We start from the raw sequence: 20,856 nt of genomic DNA on the forward strand, positions 1-20,856 counted from the left end.
ATGCAGATACAAAAAAGTTTTAAGGGACAGACGACCTCTGGAATCTTGTATCTGGTAGCCACTCCTATTGGAAACATGGAAGATATGACCTTTCGAGCTATTAAGACCCTAGAAGAGGTAGATTTGATTGCAGCTGAGGACACTAGAAATACTGGTCTTTTGCTCAAACATTTTGATATTTCGACCAAGCAAGTGAGTTTCCACGAGCATAATGCCAAGGAACGGATTCCTGAATTGGTGGATTTCTTATTGGGCGGAAAGAGTGTAGCCCAAGTTTCAGATGCGGGACTGCCGAGTATCTCTGACCCAGGACAGGATTTGGTCAAGGCGGCTGTGAAAGTCGGCATTTCTGTAGTGACTATTCCAGGAGCCAGTGCAGGGATTTCAGCCTTGATTGCCAGTGGTTTATCTCCGCAGCCCCATATTTTCTATGGCTTTTTACCGCGAAAATCAGGTCAGCAAAAAGCCTTTTTTGAGGAGAAAAAACAGTACCCTGAAACGCAGATTTTCTACGAATCGCCCCATCGAATGAAGGCGACTTTGGAAAATATGTTTGACGTTTATGGTGATCGTAAGGCAGTTCTGGTGCGGGAATTGACAAAAATTTATGAAGAGTACCGTAGGGGAATGATTTCCGAGTTGCTAGCCTCTATCGATGAAACGCCACTCAAAGGCGAATGCCTCTTAATTGTGGAAGGGGCTGGCGAGATAGGCTTGTCTGATGTGTCAGATGAGGTTGTGATGACAGAAATTTCAGCCTTGATGCAAGACGGGATGAAGACGACGAAGGCAATTAAGCAAGTAGCAAAGAAGTACGGCTTGTCAAAAAGTGAGCTATATGCACGTTTTCACGAAGAAACTGGGGAAGCATAAGCAGGGTAAAAAGAAGAGGATTTGGAAAGTTGAAATGAACTTTTTAAGCTCTTCTTTTTTTCGTTTTAAACGTGTTCTCGAAATGGATATTTTTGTGCTCTTTTTCCCTGAATATTCAGCATTTCCAACCCATTTTTTTAGGAAATATGATATAATAAAGGGTATGAATTATCAAGATTACATATGGGATTTAGGGGGCACCCTTCTGGATAATTATGAATCTTCAACAGCTGCATTTGTAAAGACGTTAGCAAAGTATGGGCGTGATGCCAATCATGATGATGTTTACCAGGCTTTAAAGTGTTCAACAGCTGATGCGATTCAAGAGTTTGCCTCTGATATTCCAGAATTTTTAACCCAGTACAAAAAGGAAGAAGCCCTAGCGCTAGCTCGTCCCCTACTCTTTCCAGGGACGCAGTCTTTGTTAGCAGCTATTGTAGATGCAGGAGGAAGAAATTTTCTGGTCTCCCATCGAAACAATCAGGTGCTAGAATTGTTAGAAAAAACGGGGATTTCAGTTTATTTTACAGAAGTCGTGACTTCAGAAAGTGGCTTTCAACGAAAACCCAATCCAGAGTCTATGTTGTATTTGAAGGAAAAATATGCTATCTCCAATGGCTTGGTCATTGGTGACCGTGAGATTGATCGACAGGCTGGAGCAGCAGCTGGTTTAGCGACCTATCTCTTTGATAGTATGGAGAACTTGAGACAGACAATCCAGTGTTAGAAAAGGAATATGATGACAGAAGAGAAAAAAGAAAAGCAAGTACAGGAATATGATGCAAGTCAGATTCAAGTCTTAGAAGGACTCGAAGCGGTACGCATGCGGCCAGGGATGTATATCGGCTCAACCTCAAAAGAGGGATTGCACCACTTGGTTTGGGAAATTGTTGACAATTCTATTGACGAAGCTTTGGCTGGTTTTGCGACCTCTATTCAGGTTTTTATTGAAAGAGATAATTCCATCACAGTTGTTGACGATGGTCGGGGTATTCCGGTTGATATTCAAGAAAAGACGGGGCGCCCAGCAGTTGAGACGGTCTTTACAGTGCTACATGCTGGAGGGAAATTTGGCGGCGGTGGCTATAAGGTCTCTGGTGGACTTCATGGGGTCGGTTCTTCCGTTGTGAATGCCCTGTCAACCCAGTTGGACGTCAAGGTCTATAAAAATGGTCAAATTTATTACCAAGAATACCATCGCGGACAAGTCCAGGATGATTTGACAGTTATTGGAGAAACAGATAGATCAGGAACGACTGTTCATTTCACTCCAGATCCGGAAATCTTTACAGAAACAACCGTTTACGAGTTTGATAAGCTTAATAAACGAATTCAAGAATTGGCCTTTTTAAATCGAGGCTTAAAAATCTCCATCGCAGACAAGCGGGAGGGGTTAGAGCAGACGCGTGATTACCACTATGAAGGTGGAATTTCTAGCTATGTTGAATATATCAATGAAAATAAGGATGCGATTTTTGAAACGCCAATCTACACGGATGGGGAGATGGATGACATTACGGTCGAAGTCGCTATCCAATATACGACGGGTTATCATGAAACGGTCATGAGTTTTGCCAATAACATTCATACCCATGAAGGTGGAACGCACGAGCAAGGATTTCGAACAGCTTTAACGCGGGTTATCAATGATTACGCCAAGAAAAACAAACTTCTCAAGGAAAATGAGGATAATCTCACCGGAGAGGATGTCCGCGAAGGCTTGACAGCGGTGATTTCGGTTAAACATCCCAATCCTCAGTTTGAAGGTCAGACCAAGACCAAGCTGGGAAATAGCGAGGTTGTGAAAATCACCAATCGCTTGTTTAGTGAGGCATTTTCAGAATTCCTGCTTGAAAATCCCCAAGTTGCTAAGAAAATTGTAGAAAAAGGGATTTTAGCGGCCAAGGCTCGGATTGCGGCCAAGCGAGCAAGGGAAGTAACCCGTAAAAAATCAGGATTAGAGATTTCCAATCTCCCTGGGAAGTTGGCTGATTGCTCCTCTAATAATCCAGCTGAAACAGAACTCTTTATCGTAGAGGGAGATTCAGCGGGTGGTTCAGCAAAATCAGGCCGAAATCGTGAATTTCAAGCCATTCTACCGATTCGTGGGAAGATTTTGAATGTTGAAAAGGCGAGCATGGATAAGATCTTAGCCAATGAAGAAATTCGTAGCCTATTTACAGCTATGGGAACTGGTTTTGGAGCCGATTTTGATGTGAGTAAGGCTCGCTATCACAAGTTAGTCATCATGACAGATGCCGATGTTGATGGGGCTCATATCCGTACCTTGCTATTGACCCTCATTTATCGCTATATGAAGCCAGTCTTGGAAGCAGGGTATGTCTATATCGCTCAACCACCGATTTATGGTGTCAAGGTTGGTAGTGATATAAAAGAGTATATTCAGCCAGGTGCTAACCAAGAAGAAGAATTGAAAGAAGCCTTGGCGCGGTATTCTGAAGGACGGGCAAAACCTACGATTCAGCGGTATAAAGGGCTTGGAGAGATGGATGACCACCAGCTATGGGAAACGACCATGAATCCAGACAATCGTTTGATGGCGCGTGTGTCCGTTGATGATGCAGCCGAAGCAGATAAGATTTTTGACATGTTGATGGGGGATCGTGTAGAACCTCGCCGTGACTTTATTGAGGCAAATGCTGTTTACAGTACACTGGACGTTTAAAAAAATCAAAAAAACTGACATTTGCTAAACAAATTGTGATATAATAATCATGATTGTTTCAAGTAATAGGAAAAAAGGAGTTATATATGTCTAGTGGACTAATCATACTGACCATAGTCATAGCAGTACTATTGATTGTAGCCTATATCACTGCTGTACTATTGAGAAAGAGAAATGAAACCCTACTTACAAAATTGGAGGAGAAAAAAGAAGAACTCTACAATCTTCCAGTGAATGATGAGGTCGAGCGTGTCAAGAATTTACATCTCATTGGGCAGAGTCAAATCGCCTTTCGGGAGTGGAATCAAAAATGGGTTGACTTATCATTAAATTCATTTGCAGACATCGAAAACAATCTTTTTGAGTCAGAAACCTACAACAGTTCTTTTCGTTTTATGAAGGCCAAACATGGCATAGATAAGATTGAAAGTCAGATTGGGTTGATTGAGGAAGATATTGCAGCCATTCGTGAAGCATTGAAAAACTTGGAAGAGCAAGAGGCACACAACAGCGGTCGTGTTGTCCATGCGCTCGATCTGTTTGAAAAATTACAAACCAATGTTGCCAATCATGCAGATAGCTATAGTGTAGCTCTTCCTGAAATTGAAAAGCAATTAGAGAATATCGAATCAGAATTTTCTCAGTTTGTGACCTTAAACTCATCAGGTGATCCTATTGAAGCGGCGGAAATCTTAGACAAGACAGAAGATCATATTCTAGCCTTGACTCAGATTGTAGAAAAAATTCCTGCGATTGTGGTCGAATTGCTGACCAAGCTACCTGAACAAGTGGAAGATTTGGAGTCTGGCTATCGCAAACTTTTAGAGAGTGACTATCATTTCTTAGAGACAGATATTGAATCTCGTCTGCAGCAATTGCATATGCTAATCAGTCACAATCGAGACAATTTGGCTCATCTTGAATTAGACAATGCTCAATATGAAAATGAACAGCTTCAAGAAGAGATTGATGCCCTGTATGATATTTTCACGCGTGAAATCAACGCGCACAAGCAGACAGAGAAATACCTCAAAACGCTGCCAGGCTATTTAACCCATATGAAGGAAAATCGAGCAAATCTTTCTTCTGAATTAGAGCGCTTAAGTAACGTTTATCTAATTCCAGAAACCTTGCGTGATCAGATTAACCAGTTGGAAAATGAATTGGCTGGGTTAGACAGCGTTGTTTTAGGAGCTGTGGAAGATTCTACTGATTTGAAACAAGCTTATTCTGTTTGGTCAGAAAAATTGGGAACCATCCAAGACCGCTTAAAAGAATTAGAAGATGAGCAAATCTTGTTAGGAGAGACCTTGGCTCAGATTGAAAAAGATGATGTCAATGCGCGTCAAAAAGCAAATATTTATGTAAATAAATTGCATACGATTAAACGTTATATGGAAAAACGAAATCTCCCAGGAATTCCAAAGAGTTTCCTAGAACTCTTCTTTACCGCTAGTCATCATACAGAAGACCTAGTCGCAGATTTGGAATCTGATTTAGTAGATATGGGAGCAGCTAATCGTATGTTGGATATTTTGACCAATGATATGAGTGAATTAGAGGATGAAACCTATCGAATTGTGCAATATGCTACCTTGACAGAGCAGTTGTTGCAGTATTCAAATCGCTACCGCTCTTTCGATGAAGGGGTGCAAGCTGCCTTCAATCGTTCGTTGGAGATCTTTGAGCATGAGTTTGATTATCAGGCATCATTTGAAGAAATTTCACAAGCATTGGATATTGTGGAACCTGGTGTTTCAACACGGTTTGTGACTTCTTATGAAAAGACACGTGAAACGATTCGATTTTAAAAATAAGGGAAAGATTAGGACAAGTTTCTAATCTTTTTTCGGCTCTTTGTCAACTGTAGTGGGTAGATGAAAAGCTAACACCTAGAGAGGACCAAATTGGTCTTCTCTTTTTTGATGTTGATGGCAATCAAAATCCGCTTTTTGAAGTTTTCAAAGTTCCGAAATCCAAAGGCATTACGCTTGATGACTTTGATGAGATTATTCGTCGCCTCAAGTTTGGCATTTGAGTAAGGCAATTCCATGGCGTTGAGAATCTTATCCTTGTCCTTCAAAAAGGTATTAAATACGGTCTGGAAAATCGGGTTGACAGTCTGCCGATCGTCTTGGATAAGTCCAAAAAACTGGTCAGCTTGCTTCTCCTGGAAGTGAAAAAGCAGTAGTTGATAGAGCTCGTAGTGTTCTCTCAGTTCTTGAGAATAGCCTATCAGTTTAGCGACAATCTCCTGGTTGGTTAAGTGCATGCGAAAAGTAGGGCGATAGAACCGCTTGTCACTGAGTTTACGGCTATCTTGTTGTACCAGTTTCCAGTAGCGTTTGAGCGTCTTGTATTCATGCGATTTGCGGTCAAAAGCATTCATGATTTGGGTACGGACACGGTTCATAGCACGGCTGAGATGTTGCACAACGTGGAAACGATCAAGCACGATTTTAGCATGAGGAAAAAGTTGTTTGGCTAGTTGATAGTAAGGGCTAAACATGTCCATAGTGATGAATTTAACGCGGTTTCTGACCTGTCTAGGGTATCGTAGGAAGTGATTTCGGATGACCACCTGCGTTCTTCCATCAAGGATAGCGATGATGTTATTTGTGTCAAAATCTTGAGCGATAAAGCTCATTTTCCCTTTCTTGAAGGCATACTCATCCCAGGACATGACTTCTGGAAGCTTAGCCCAATCCGTTTCAAACTTAAACTCATTGAGTTTTCGAATAACTGTAGATGTAGAAATGGAGAGTCTGTGTGCGATATGTGTCATTGCTTGATTTTCGATGAGTAATTGTGTGATTTTCTGGTTGACAGCGACAGATATTTGATGGTTCTTCTTAACAATAGGAGTTTCAGCGACCGCCATTTTCCCACATTCCTTGCACTTGAAACGACGCTTTCGAAGGCGGATAAGTAGCGGGTAGCCAGCAGTTTCTAAGTAGGGGATTTTAGAGGCTTTCTGGAAGTCGTACTTAGCCATTTGTCCCTTGCAGGAAGGGCATTTAGGGGCTGTGTAATCCAAGTGACCGTGGAGTTCTAAGTGTGTTCCCATGTCGCATTCATTAGTGATCGTGATATTTTTGTCTTTCATTTTGAGAAAATTTGTGATAAGATTTAGTTGTTCCATATGAGTCTTTCTAAATGATAGTTTCTTCGCTTTTCATTATAGGTCATATGGGACTTTTTTTCTACACTGAAAAAAGCTCCATAATTTCCACAGTGGATTTACCCACTACAGATATTATAGAGCCCTTTTTTCTATGTCTATCTAAAAAATAAGAGGATTTATACTCGTCAAAAATCAACATCTGACGTCGTTAATTCCCCTTGCTTCAACAGTCCAGTGGACTGTTGAAGGTTGGCAAGAAGGATTATGAAATAATCTTCAGCATAACCTCTAGTTCCTGCGTTTTTAGGACACAAGCTACGTTAGTTTTATCGATCACCTTCCACAATTCTTAATTGTGAAACCTAGTCAGATGTCGATTTTTATAGAGCATCATCTGCATGCCAGTTGGTTTTTGAAAATTGTGAGCAAATTATTATGAAATATTTTGGAAATGTGGTAAAGTAGTAATGTAAGATTTTTAAAGCGTTTTCAGATAGTGAGAAGGTTTTAATAAACTTAGCATTCTTATTATTTTTATGGAGGAGACTTTTTATGAGTCAAGGGAAAATTACTGCTTCTGCAGCAATGCTAAATGTGTTAAAGACTTGGGGCGTAGATACTATCTACGGAATTCCTTCAGGAACATTGAGTTCATTGATGGATGCTCTTGCTGAGGATCAAGATATTCGTTTCTTGCAAGTTCGTCATGAAGAAACTGGAGCACTTGCTGCTCTTATGCAAGCTAAGTTCGGTGGATCTATCGGGGTCTGCGTAGGTTCTGGTGGACCTGGTGCAACTCACTTGATTAACGGTATTTACGATGCTGCTATGGATGCAACTCCATTGCTTGCAATCCTTGGATCACGTCCAGTTAACGAATTGAACATGGATGCTTTCCAAGAATTGAACCAAAACCCAATGTACAATGGTGTAGCTGTGTATAACAAACGCGTAGCCTATGCCTCTCAATTGCCAAAAGTTATTGATGAAGCTTGCCGTGCTGCGATTGCGAAAAAAGGACCAGCTGTCGTTGAAATCCCTGTAAACTTTGGTTTTGAAGAAATTGATGAAAACTCATACTACGGATCAGGTACTTACGATCGTACATTTGTTGCACCAGCTTTGAACGAAGTTGAAGTGGATAAAGCAGTTGAAATTCTAAACAATGCGAAACGTCCAGTGATTTATGCTGGTTTTGGTGGTGTTGGAGCAGGAGATGTTGTGACTGAATTGTCTCGCAAAATCAAAGCACCAATCATTACAACAGGTAAAAACTTTGAAGCGTTTGAATGGAACTATGAAGGTTTGACTGGTTCAGCTTACCGTGTTGGTTGGAAATCAGCGAATGAAGTGATTTTTGAAGCAGATACAGTTCTTTTCCTTGGATGTAACTTCCCATTCTCAGAAGTTTACAATACTTTTAAAAATGTAGAAAAATTCATCCAAGTAGATATTGACCCTTACAAACTTGGAAAACGTCATGCCCTTGATGCGTCTATCCTTGGTGATGTGAAAGTTGCAGCTGCTGCAATCCTAGACAAGGTAAATCCAGTTGAGTCCACTCCATGGTGGAGAGCGGTTGTGAAGAACAACCAAAACTGGCGTGACTATATGAACAAGCTTGAAGGCAAAACAGAAGGCGAATTGCAATTGTACCAAGTCTACAACGCAATCAACAAATACGCTGATGAGAATGCTATTTACTCAATTGATGTCGGTAACTCAACTCAAACATCTACTCGTCACTTGCACATGACTCCTAAAAATATGTGGCGTACTTCTCCACTATTTGCGACAATGGGAATTGCCCTTCCTGGTGGAATTGCTGCGAAGAAAGACAATCCAGATCGCCAAGTATGGAATATCATGGGTGATGGTGCCTTTGGTATGTGCTACCCAGATGTGATTACCAACGTTCAATACAACCTCCCAGTTATCAACGTTGTCTTCTCAAACTCTGAGTATGCCTTCATCAAGAACAAATATGAAGACACAAACAAACACTTGTTTGGTGTAGACTTCACAAACCCTGATTACAAGATGATCGCAGAAGCACAAGGTGCTGTTGGATTTACAGTAGATCGTATCGAAGATATCGATGCAGTGATGAAAGAAGCTGTTGAGTTGAACAAACAAGGGAAGACAGTTGTGATTGATGCTCGCATCACACAACACCGTCCAATCCCAGTAGAAGCTCCAGAACTTCGCTTGGATCCAAAAGCATACTCTGCTGAAGAAATCGCAGCTTACAAAGAAAAATATGAAGCTGAAGAATTGGTGCCATTCCGTCTCTTCCTTGAAGAAGAAGGACTTGAGTCACGCAACTATCAATAAACCCTTGACGAAGCATCGTCTAAGACAGGTAGGAATTCCTATCTGTCTTTTTCGTTAGAAAAATAGCAGTACCTGTATTGGCTAGAAATGGATGTTGTGCTACTCGCCAACATTCAATATCTGATGTCATTAACTCATACTCATGTAATTTCAAAAATAGCCATTCGATTGTACCGACCTCTCTATTGTTAGATTTTGGTTTAACTTTTGAGGGTCACATCATGTATGCATATTTATCTTTATTTGAAAATAAAGCAGTTTCAGTAAGTCAAACAGGATGATTTTTTAGCAGATGAAAAGTACAGGCATAAAAAATAGCTAGTTTGCATTCGAACCATTTAAGAAAGTCGCAAAAATGCTAACTTTGATTTTGGATGAGTATCACCTTTGAGGTTCGGGCTAAACCAATCCACCGGATTCGTTTACTCCCACCCCCGCAAGTTGACTAGCTTCCACAATTGAGAATTGTGGAAGGCTGGAAATAGAACGAGCGTAGCTCGCTCCTTGCAATTGGGAATTGTGAAAGGTTGGAAATGTTCGCTAGCCCCCTCTACTAGAATGTTGATTTATCAACGTTTTACAAATCAGACAACTGCTGCTTCAAATTGCTAAAGCTATAAAAGAAGCAAGGACGGACACTTTTGTCCCAGCTTCGTACAAAAAGATTTTCACGTTAGAAATTCTATAATTTCATACAGTATTTTTTACTAAAATAGATACAAAAAGCGAACAAAGAGAGAGGTTTAAGAGTTTAATTCTTTCTTTGTTCGTTTTTACTTTTCTAATCAGACTTTTGTCCCACTCCCGGATGTGGAGTGTAGTGCAGGATGAAGGTATTGAATGCTAAAAGAGCGAAGAAGCTGTATTTGCATCATCACAGGATTTTTAAAACAGGCTAAAATGTGAAATTATCACAAAGTTAGCTTTCTAGGATGTTGAACAGTCAGCATCATCAAAGGTTGTTTTTGTGAAATTAGCACACTTGGTCGTCTTTTGCAGGCATTGTGACATTGTGAATACAGGTTTTAAAATAAGCCTTTTTAGCGTAAGATTGATTGAGCCATTTTAAAATAGGTGTGGCGGCGTCCACGAATGGCAAGGCCAAGGGTTAGAATGTTTTCTGGGATAGGCATGCGGCCGTACCCACCATCGCCAATGTGATGAATATCAGCACCAATTCGTTTATTCGCGAGAGCAAGAGTGCGAATAGTGGCTTCATCGGCACTTTCTTGGCTGGTACCAATTGTGGCTATGACCAAGCCTCCTAAGGCTTTGACAGCCTTACTAGCCTGCAAGGCGGCATCTTCTGTGGCAAAAGGAACGGTTGAGGGGCTAGGGAGCAAAATCCCGTCGGCCCCTGATTTGACAAAATCAGTTAAAGTGTCAACTGCGAAAATATCTTCTGTTAAACCTGCCCCATGCATTTTTCCAGCAAAAACCAAGCCCTTGAAATGCTCAATTGCAAGCTGGATGCCTTCTTTGATGGCTGAGAGCGAGACACCGGTTGAGGGATTGCCTGTTAGGAGGATAAAGTCCACTCCCAGAGCTTGAGCCGCTTCTAGGCTTTCTTGGTTGACTTGACGGCCTTTGCTGATGAGGATTTTCTCATCCAAGACTTGGGCGTGACGATCAACAGGCTCTAAATTGATCCCAACAGGTCGTCCTGTTAAACGTTTGATTTCCGCGATTGGATTGTCACAAGGGTAAAATCCATTGATAAATTTGCTGAAGACATCAAATTCATTGAGAAGGATGAGGTCGGCTCCAAAACTGGCCATCACTTCAGCATTGCTCACGCCTTCAAGAAGGGGAGCGGCGGTTACAACCGTTTCTCCTAGGATGATGCGGCCTTCGCTTGTTGCAATTGCTTGTTTGAGTTCCTCTTTTGAGATACCTTGTAAATCACTGGCATAGCAGCTTAATAATCGTTTCATGTATGCGCCTCCAATTCTAGCATGATTATAGCATACTTAGATTTACTTGTCTATATACAGTGATTGAATGGGGAATAATCGTGAAATTTTTTGTAATAAAATGACAGCGAATTTTCTCTATGTTTTTTCTAAGCAAAAAGATATAATTGCTTGACTAAACGAAGGAATGTTGATATATTGTTAGTAGGTATCGTGCTTTATTCTGCCTAGAAGCCAAAGATTTATCTGCCAGCCTTGTCGGATAGGTGATGGGGCTTTCTAGAGGGTAAAGAAAGAAAATATATCTAACTATATGTCTAATAGAGTGGATAAGAAAAACGAGTAAGGAGATTTTTACAAATCTATTTGGAAAGGCATTGATGAGAAATAAGAAAGTTGGTCAGTGTATCGACTCTTGATTTTCTTATCTTCCATCTATGCGAGATAGGAAGTATCTGAAATAGATAGTAAGAATTTCTTTTTTTGGCAAAAAATGTAAGCGTTATCTTATCTGTTTTGGAGACAGAAAGGAGAGGAAGATAGAGTTGTCATGATGGCTACTTTTCAAAGAAAAAGCAGTCATTTGCTAAAGGGACTAGAATAAAAAAATAGGAGGCTTCTTATGAAAGACTTATTTGACCAACAAAGAAAGTATTCCATCCGTAAATTAGCGCTTGGGACTTTTTCTGTTGTTATCGGAAGTGTTGTGTTTGGGGTAAATACAGCACAAGCTGCAGAAACAACTGCTGAGGTAGGAGGGGATTCCACACCAGCAGCCGTAGTAAATGAAGGGGCACCAGTAGCAGAAGCAGCTAGCTCACAAGAAACACCAGCAGCTCCAGAAACGAAAGAGGAAGTAGCTAGACCAGAAGAAAAGGCACTCACAGAGGCCATCAAGGCAGAAGCAGATGCTAAGGAAATTCCTCAAAAAGAAGAGAAAACAGCAGAAGCAGAAACTCCAGCTTCAAAACCAACTGACCGTGCTAGCGAAGAGCCTGTCCGTAAAACACCGACACAGCTTGGTGCTATCACCAATGTGACAGTCAATGCGACAAATCCAAATATCTTTGATGTCACTTATGAAACAGGCCAAAAAGGACGGGTTTCCTTCTATGGCGATCATGTGGTTCGCTACCATGTTGTACCAGGAAATGATGAATTTCTAGAAGTGGCACCGCCATCAAGACCAGACCGTCCAGCGGAAATTTTGGTGAAGAAGATTACGGACTATGCGTCTACAACTACACCAAGCCTTATCGTGAACAATGGCAACTATGAATTAAGCAATAACGCCATCGCTCTCTTCCTTGACAAGATGAAGAGCACGCTGAAAATCGTTGATAAGAAGACTGGGAAAACCGTTGTAGAAGAAGCGGCACCACTTGATTTGCGCTCTGCATCTGCTACACAGGTCTTAAAAGCTGGCACCGATAGCGAGTACTTTGGTGGAGGTACTCAAAATGGTCGCTTTACCCATAAGGGTCAAAAGATTGATATTGTGAATACCAATAACTGGGTAGATAAAGGAGTGGCTTCTCCAAATCCATTCTACTGGACAACGGATGGATATGGGGTTCTTCGCCATACGTTTACACCAGGTCAATATGACTTTGAAAAATCAGAATCTGATAAGGTCATCACCACCCACAAAGATAGCCATTTTGATGCCTTTTACTTTGTTAATAATAAGCCAGTAGGCATTTTGCAAGACTATTATGAATTAACGGGTAAACCAGTTGTTCTTCCTGTCTTTGCCCTTTATGAAGGACACTACAATGCCTATAACCGTGACACTTGGGTAGAAGTCCCAGAAGGAACTTATGGGGCAGTCTTCTTTGAAGAAAAAGGCAAATGGTACAAGGAATTCCAACCTGGTAAAATTCCAGCTTCTTTGGAAAATAATCCGAAATTTAAAGAAACCCTCAACGGCGAAAAGTCAGATGGGAACTATGCCTTCACAGCCCGCGCAGTGCTTGACCGCTACAAGAGACAAGATATGCCACTTGGCTATATGCTGGTCAATGATGGCTATGGTGCAGGCTATGGTCAAACAGGCACCCTAGAGGGAAATATCCAAAATCTAAAAGAATTTAGTGAATACGCACTTGAACACGGTGTCAAGGCAGGTCTATGGACACAATGTGACCTTACTCCAGACCCAACTGCACCGCCACTTTTGCAACGGGACCTTCCAAATGAAGTAGAAAAAGGCTTGGTTCGGGTCTTGAAGACAGACGTTGCTTGGGTAGGACCTGGCTATTCCTTCGGTTTGAACGGAATTGGTGGTGCTGCTAGAGTAATGTCTGAAAAGGGTCAAAATGCCCGTCCATTCATCGTAACTCTCGATGGTTGGGGAGGAACCCAACGTTATGCAGGTATGTGGACAGGAGACCAAACAGGTGGTAACTGGGAGTACATCCGTTTCCACATTCCAACCTATATCGGAACAGGTCTATCTGGTCAGCCAAATGTCGGCTCAGATATGGATGGGATTTTTGGTGGTTTGAATAAAGTTGTCAATGCCCGTGATTATGAGTGGAAGGCCTTTACGCCACTTCAACTCAACATGGATGGCTGGGGAAGCAATCCAAAAACGCCATTTGCACTTGATACCACAACGTCAGACATCAACCGTTCTTACCTCAAGTTGAAGTCTGCACTCGTGCCGTATGCTTATAGTATCGGCCATGAGGCAGTGGATGGGAAACCACCAGTTCGGGCTATGTTCCTTGAATTCCCAGATGAAAAGATTAACTACTCTAACTTGGTGAAATACCAATTTATGTATGGTGAGAATTTCCTTGTTGCCCCTGTTTATAAAAATGTTCAGGGAGACGAAGCGGGAAATGATGTCCGAAACGGCATCTATCTGCCAAAAGGCGCAGAGTGGATTGACTACTTTACAGGTAAAGTTTACCAAGGTGGTCGCATGCTCAATAATTTCGACGCTCCAATCTGGAAATTGCCAGTATTTGTGAAAAATGGGGCCATTATCCCAATCACCAAGGCTCACAACAACTATACAGAAATTGACCAAGGATTGCGTCAAGTAGACTTCTATCCACATGGCAATACAGAATTTACCTTGGTAGAAGACGATGGTCTTACTCAAGACTATCTCAATAACAAGGTTGCCAAAACGCATATCACAAGCTCCGTGTCAGGAACAACAGCGACCTTGACCATGGAAGCAACTGACAACCACTATGATGGATTTGTCAAAGAAAAAGCTAGTCAGTTTAATGTGAACGTATCTAGCAAACCAAGTGGTGTCAAGCTTCTCGTAGACGGAGTTGAGAAAGCGCTTACCGAAGTACATTCTCTTGCAGAATTTGAAGCTGGAAGCAATGTTTACTTCTATGACCAACGTCCAAACTTGAATAAGTTCTCAACAGAAGGCGGAGCTTATCATAATCAAGAAATCGTGAAAAATCCTGTCGTTCGTGTCAAATCTGAAAAGATGGACGTGACCAATCATAAGGTACAAGTCGCTATCGAAGGCTTTGCCATGAATGATAAGGTGCCAGCTCCAGAAAATGTTATTGAAAAATCTGCTCCAGTCTTGAGCAACAATGATGATCAAAATACACCAACGACCATTCCTCTTACTTGGACAGCAGTTGAAGGAGCTACGAGCTACGATGTTGAAGTCGATGGCATCCTTTATACCAACTTGAAGGGCACAAGCTTTACCAATGAGGACTTGGAATACAGCACTACCCACACCTATAAGGTTCGCGGAGTGACGGCAGATGGCGTAACCCCATGGTCTGATACCATTACAGCTGCTACCAAGGAAGACCCACTTCGCTTAGCAGTTCATGATGTTACTGTCACAGGTACACACCCAGCACAACCAGGACAGGACTTCAAGAAATTGGTAGACTTGGATACGGCATCAACCTACCATTCTAAATGGAGTGAAAATGCTATTCCAGAAACCTTGACCTTTGATTTGAAAGCCTCTTATGATTTGGATAAAATCGAGTATGTTCCACGTCAAGATGGCGGAACCAATGGGATGATTACAGACTTGACTGTGACGTATAGTGTGGACGGCGTTCACTGGAAACAATTAGGAGATGCTCTTCATTGGACAGCTGATAAGGAACGGAAAACTCTAGAAATGCCTGAAGATGCAGATGCCCGCTTTGTCCGCTTTAATGTCACTGCGGGGGTTGGTAATTTCGTTTCTGGTTCTGAAGTTCTCTTCTTCCAAAAAGAAGGAACTCAAAAACGCACTGTCGGAGATGTGACTGGTGATGGCGAAATCGACGAAAATGATGTGACATCTTTGAACAACTATGCTGGACTTCGTCGTGGTATTGACAGTGACTTTGAAGGGTATGTCGAAGTTGCCGATCTAAATGGCAACGATGTGATTGATGCTTACGATATTTACTATGCGACAGGTCGTATCGGCCAAGGCAACTTCAAGCCAGCTAAGAAAGCTAGCGGTCAATTGACTTGGACAGCCGATAAGGAAAGTGTCCGTCAAGGAGAAGTGCTAACCCTCACCTTGACCGGTAGCAATCTTGCCAATGTAGAAGCGATTAACTCTAGCTTTAAGATTGATAAGACGAAGTACGAGGTGGTGGAAGGAGGCGTCCAAGTGGATCCGACTCTGTCTGAGATGACGAACTTCTCAAGAGTACGGACACACGGAGATGGTAGCCAAGAAGCCTTTGTAATCTTAGCAAACAAGAAGACAGCACCGACTGTTTCTGGCACTCATACCATCGCAACTCTTCGCTTGCGAGCTTTAGCAGATGATACACCAAACTTCACCTTTGAAAATCCAATCTTAGTAGGTAGCAACTTCGTACCAGTTACAGCAGATGCTGCCGAACAAGAAGAAACAAGTCGTCAGGTAGAAAATAGTCGCATTACCGTTACTGGTAATGACGAAGTTTACCAAGCTGGTGCAGGTGTGGATAAACTGATCGATGGCAATGAAAGCACCTTGACAGAATTGAAGTGGGATTATGCTCCAAACCATGTCAATGGTAAATTGCCAGAAAATGTGACCCTTCCACAAGATATTACCTTCACCTTTGATAAGAATACACCGACCTACCTTGAGTCTATGGAGATTGTCAAGAGAACACCTGGAAATGGCACCGTGACCAAGTATAAAGTGACGGCCTATAATGGTGAAAACAAGGTCTATGACTCAGGAGAGGTGGCTGCTGACTTTGATGAATCAACCATCACTCACAACTTTGATAAAGTTCGTTATGTGGATAAGGTTGTCTTGACTGTCTTAGAAGCCCGCACAGGTGCCTCAGATGTGAACAACAAGATGATGACCTTAAAAGAAGTGCGCTTCTTTGAAAATACAGGAGCAGTGGAAGCAAGCAAGATTCCAAATGCTAACATCACTGTCTCTGGTAATGACGATGTTTACCAATCTGGTCATGGCGTGGATAAATTAAATGATGGCAATGAAGCAAGCTTGACAGAATTGAAGTGGGATTATGCTCCAAACCATGTCAATGGTAAATTGCCAGATGCGGTTACCCTTCCACAAGATATTACCTTTACAGTCAGCCAAGACCATCCAACCTTCCTCGCAGGTCTTAAAGTCTTGAAACGAACTCCAGGTAATGGAACCGTGACCAAGTATCGTGCGACTGTCTACGATGGTGACAAACAAGTCTATCAATCAGACGTTGTGGAAGTACCATTTGAAGACGCAGAATCTAGCTTGGTATTTGATGATATTGTCAAGGGAGATCGTGTGGTTCTGACTGTCCTTGAAGCAAGAACAAATGCTTCTACGGTCAACAATAAGATGATGACCTTGAAGGAAGTAGAATTGTATGAACTTTCTCCAGAATACTTGCCATCCTCTGAGTTAGAAACAGAAACTCCAGAAACAGAGCAACCAGATACAGAAGACACGGATACAGAAACAGATGTAGAAGATGTGACTGTTCCAAAAGACATGATTGCAGAAAACTTCAAGGATGATGCTGTGGTTCGCCGTGAAGGATTGACCTTAAGTGATGCAAACGGCAAACGTGTTGACTTGACTTCTGAATTGCCAAAATTCAAGAACTTAGAAAATTCAACTCTTCACCTTGAATTTAAGGCAGACCAAAATCCTCCAACGTTGACAAATCTATTCTCTGTGTCAAGTAGCAGTAAGGCCAATGAATACATGACGCTTTATGTGCTCAATAGCAAGCCAGGAATTGAAGCGCGTGGAGCAGACGGAGCTCAATTCTATGGAAGCTTTGGTGATGCGACTGAAAGCATCAAACCAGGTGAATGGAATACTGTGACAGTAACAGTGAGCCAGCCAGATGGCGATACTCCAGGTAAATTGAGCCTTTATGTCAATGGTGTTCTCTCTAAAGAAATCACAAGTACGGATCCAATTAAATTTATCAAGGACTTGCCAGATGGTGACATTGCCCAAGTTGGCTTGACCCATCGTCAGTCTCAACGAGTTTGGGGTTCAAATACAGATGTTGACCGTTTGATGGTTTACAACCGTGCTTTGACACCAGAAGAAGTGGCTGTTCGTTCTAGTTTGTATCTTCGTGAAGATCGGACTCCGACACTTTCAGAAGGGGCTGTCTTGACAGACAAGGCGGATATCTATAAGAGTGGTCTTTCTGGTCGTCACAATGCGATAGGTACTTATGGTTACCGTATCCCAACTCTACTTGTAACAGACAAGGGAACCTTAATTGCTGGAACAGATGAACGTCGCTTGCATACAGCAGACTATGGCGATATTGCAATGGTCGTTCGCCGCAGTGAGGATAAGGGTCAAACATGGGGCAAACCAATTATCGTCTCTGATTTGAGAAATAATGAAAATGCTTCAAATCGCAACCAGGGTGCACCGCTTAATATTGATATGTCCTTGGTACAAGATCCTGAAACGAAACGGATTTACTCACTCTTTGATATGTTCCCAGAAGGACGTGCTGTTCTTGGACTTCCACAGACCAAGGAAGAAGCTTATACAGAGATTGAAGGCAAGACTTACTTGAACTTGTATAAGACAGGTGAGACTACACCGTACACCATCCGTGAAAACGGCGTTGTCTATACACCAGCTGGAGAAGCAACGGACTACCGTGTCGTTGTTGAAGGAAAAGCAGCTTCCTTTAGTGATTTGGGAGACATCTACCGCGGTGATGAATTGCAAGGAAATGTTTACTTCCAAACTAACAAGACTTCTGATTTCCGCGTCGCAAATCATAGCTACATCTGGGAATCTCACAGTGATGATGACGGTAAGACTTGGTCTAGCCCACGTGATTTGACACCACAAATCAAGAAACCATGGATGAACTTCTATGGCATTGGCCCAGGTACAGGTATTGCTTTACGAACTGGCGCGCACAAAGGACGCTTGGTGGTTCCGACTTATTCAACGAACTTCACTGGTGGTCTCGGTGGCTCTCAATCCTCTCGTGTCATCTACTCAGATGACCATGGAATGACATGGCATTCAGGTGCAGCGGTCAATGATGGACGGAACTATGAAGGCACGAAGCTTGATTCAAGCACAATGAATGTTGCTGCAGCTCAAAACACAGAAGCAACAGTGGTTCAATTGAACAATGGTGATTTGAAACTCTTCATGCGTAACCTTACTCGTGGCGTTCAAGTTGCAACCAGTCATGATGGTGGTGAAACATGGGAACCAGATGTTGTCCGCATGGATGATGTGCATGATTCTTATGTACAGCTAGCCGCTGTTCATACCATGCATGAAGGAAAAGAATATGTGGTTCTAACCAATGCAAATGGAGCAGGCAATAGTCGTACAGAAGGTACAGCTCGTCTCGCTCGTGTAGAAGAAGACGGTAGCCTCACATGGTTGCATCATCAATTAATCCAAGATGGTAAATTTGCCTACAATTCTCTACAAGAAATCGGACCAAATGAATACGGTGTCTTGTATGAGCATGCAGAAGGTGCACAAAATGACTACACGATTAACTTCAAGAAATTCAATTGGAATTTCTTGACGGACGGATGGGATAACCATGAAAAGACTGTTCGTGTTGAAAGCGTTACGAAGGTAAATGAGACAACAGTGGCTTTGACCTTTAGTGAACCTGTCTTGGCAAGAAAATCACCAGATTTATTGCTGAAGAATGATCACCGTCTCCAATTTGTAACCCAATACAATCCAACAACGCTCGTCTATGCCTTGTCAGATGTAGCGGATTGGGACAGTGAAGTCGTTGGAAAAGCTTCAGGAGAATTGGTCAATGTGAATAATGATAACATTATTCTCAATACTCCGTTGACAAGACATCATAGTGTGGGTGAGGAAGCAGCTCCGCAAGTTGAAAAACCACAATTACCGGCTTCTGAAGTCTCTGAAACACCAAGCGAAACGCCAACTCAACCAGAAGTGCCAAGCGAAACGCCGACTGAACCAGAGGTAACAGGCGACACAGAATCACCAGCAGAACCAGAGGTACCAAGCGAAACGCCAACTCAACCAGAGGTAACAGGCGACACAGAATCACCAGCAGAACCAGAGGTACCAAGCGAAACGCCGACTGAACCAGAGGTACCAAGTGAAACAGTAACACCGACTGAACCAGAAGTACCAGGTGACACAGAAACCCCAGCAGAACCAGAGGCTAATCACCCAGGAGGTGCTATCCCAGCGCCAACGGTATCCGAGAAACCAATTTTGGAATTGCATCACTCCGCAGGTGACGTTCCAGCCCCAACCGTTTCTGAAAAACCAATTTTGGAATTGCATCATTCCGTAGGTGATGTTGCAGCCCCAACCGTTTCTGAAAAACCAATTCTAGAATTGCATCATTCCGTAGGTGATGTTCCAGCCCCAACCGTTTCCGAGAAACCAACCTTGGAATTGCATCACTCCGTAGGTGACGTTGCAGCCCCAACTGTTTCTGAGAAACCAACGCTGGAATTACACCATTCCGTAGGCGACGTTCCAGCGCCAACCGTTTCTGAGAAACCAACGCTAGAATTGCACCACTCCGTAGGTGATGTTGCAGCCCCAACCGTTTCTGAGAAACCAACCTTGGAATTGCATCACTCCGTAGGTGACGTTGCGGCTCCAACGGTATCCGAAAAACCAACCTTGGAATTGCATCACGCAGTGGGTGGAACTGTTGCCGACAAACCGACACTTGAGTTAGGTAATGTAGTGAGTGCCACCCCAGCGCCAACTGTTGAGGATAAGATGATGGGCTTGGTTCACGAAGGAACACAGCTGAAGGTTGTTGGTTCCGTTGCTGCCTTGAACGGTGCTACCAAGTTAAGAGTTCGTCCAATGACTTCAACAGCACCTGCATTGGAAAACCAAAACTATGAATTGTACGATGTGACTCTTTATAATGAAAAAGACGAACCGGTGCAAATCAAGGGAGAAGTAACCGTTGTCCTTCCAAGTAAAGGTAAAGTGGATAAGGTCTACTATGTTCTTAACAATATGACAGAAAGTCTGCCATTTATCCAAAATGCGGATCAGACAGAAGTCGTGTTTAAGGTTACTCACTTTAGTCAGTATGGACTTGTTTACACCAAAGGTGAACCTGCACCAGTGGTGAATGGAGTGGAGGTAAAACCAGTCAATACCGCTCCGACTATGAAACCAGCTATTCAATTGCTTGCAAATGACAAGAAGGAAGAAAAGATGGAATCTCAAACCATGCCAGCAGATAAGATGATGGCAGACAAAGAGATGAAGTCTGAACAGTCCTTGCCAAATACAGGCAGTGCAGAGTCAGGCCTAGCACTTGCTGGTCTAGCTCTAGGAATGCTGGGTGCAACAGCAGTTGTTCGCAAGAAAGAACAATAAAAACAATAAATATGACGGAATAGTTACTCACAAATTGTGGGTAACTTTCCCCCTTTGTTAAGGGGAGAAAAAATTTTACACGAAAAAGAAAGCGATTTCAAAATTGCTTAAT

The 20,856-nt window shown here is 42.4% G+C and carries 8 protein-coding genes; 6 read left to right on the forward strand and 2 right to left on the reverse strand.

Annotation, left to right across the window (positions count from 1 at the left end):
• From rsmI to ezrA, 4 genes are all read left to right on the forward strand, one after another.
• Window positions 1–873: a 16S rRNA (cytidine(1402)-2'-O)-methyltransferase gene (gene rsmI, locus BFM96_RS05370; RefSeq protein ID WP_068991317.1), complete on the forward strand. Its 873-nt coding sequence runs from the start codon at window positions 1–3 to the stop codon at window positions 871–873.
• 163 nt (window positions 874–1,036) lie between these two features.
• Complete coding sequence (locus BFM96_RS05375; protein ID WP_068994198.1) at window positions 1,037–1,600, forward strand: HAD-IA family hydrolase; 564 nt, start codon at window positions 1,037–1,039, stop codon at window positions 1,598–1,600.
• 12 nt (window positions 1,601–1,612) lie between these two features.
• Entirely contained in the window at window positions 1,613–3,559 is a 1,947-nt protein-coding gene (gyrB, locus tag BFM96_RS05380; RefSeq protein ID WP_068994200.1) for a DNA topoisomerase (ATP-hydrolyzing) subunit B, read from the forward strand.
• An 86-nt stretch (window positions 3,560–3,645) separates the two neighbouring features.
• Entirely contained in the window at window positions 3,646–5,370 is a 1,725-nt protein-coding gene (gene ezrA / locus BFM96_RS05385) for a septation ring formation regulator EzrA (protein WP_068991321.1), read from the forward strand.
• A 74-nt stretch (window positions 5,371–5,444) separates the two neighbouring features.
• Here the strand turns inward: ezrA and BFM96_RS05390 are convergent, their stop codons facing one another.
• Complete coding sequence (locus BFM96_RS05390) at window positions 5,445–6,701, reverse strand: ISL3 family transposase (RefSeq protein WP_083201750.1); 1,257 nt, start codon at window positions 6,699–6,701, stop codon at window positions 5,445–5,447.
• 534 nt (window positions 6,702–7,235) lie between these two features.
• Between BFM96_RS05390 and spxB the strand changes: the two genes are divergently transcribed.
• Window positions 7,236–9,017: a pyruvate oxidase gene (spxB, locus tag BFM96_RS05395; RefSeq protein ID WP_068991324.1), complete on the forward strand. Its 1,782-nt coding sequence runs from the start codon at window positions 7,236–7,238 to the stop codon at window positions 9,015–9,017.
• 1,040 nt (window positions 9,018–10,057) lie between these two features.
• Here spxB and BFM96_RS05400 read toward each other — a convergent pair.
• A complete protein-coding gene (locus BFM96_RS05400) occupies window positions 10,058–10,951 on the reverse strand; it encodes a DUF7916 family protein (protein WP_068991329.1) in 894 nt (297 codons plus the stop codon).
• A gap of 601 nt (window positions 10,952–11,552) precedes the next feature.
• Between BFM96_RS05400 and BFM96_RS05405 the strand changes: the two genes are divergently transcribed.
• On the forward strand, window positions 11,553–20,744 hold the full coding sequence (locus tag BFM96_RS05405; RefSeq protein ID WP_068991332.1) for a sialidase domain-containing protein: 9,192 nt from the start codon (window positions 11,553–11,555) through the stop codon (window positions 20,742–20,744).
• The last annotated feature ends 112 nt before the right edge of the window (window positions 20,745–20,856 follow it).

Source organism: Streptococcus himalayensis (genome assembly GCF_001708305.1).
In the GTDB taxonomy this organism is placed as follows: Bacteria; Bacillota; Bacilli; order Lactobacillales; family Streptococcaceae; genus Streptococcus; species Streptococcus himalayensis.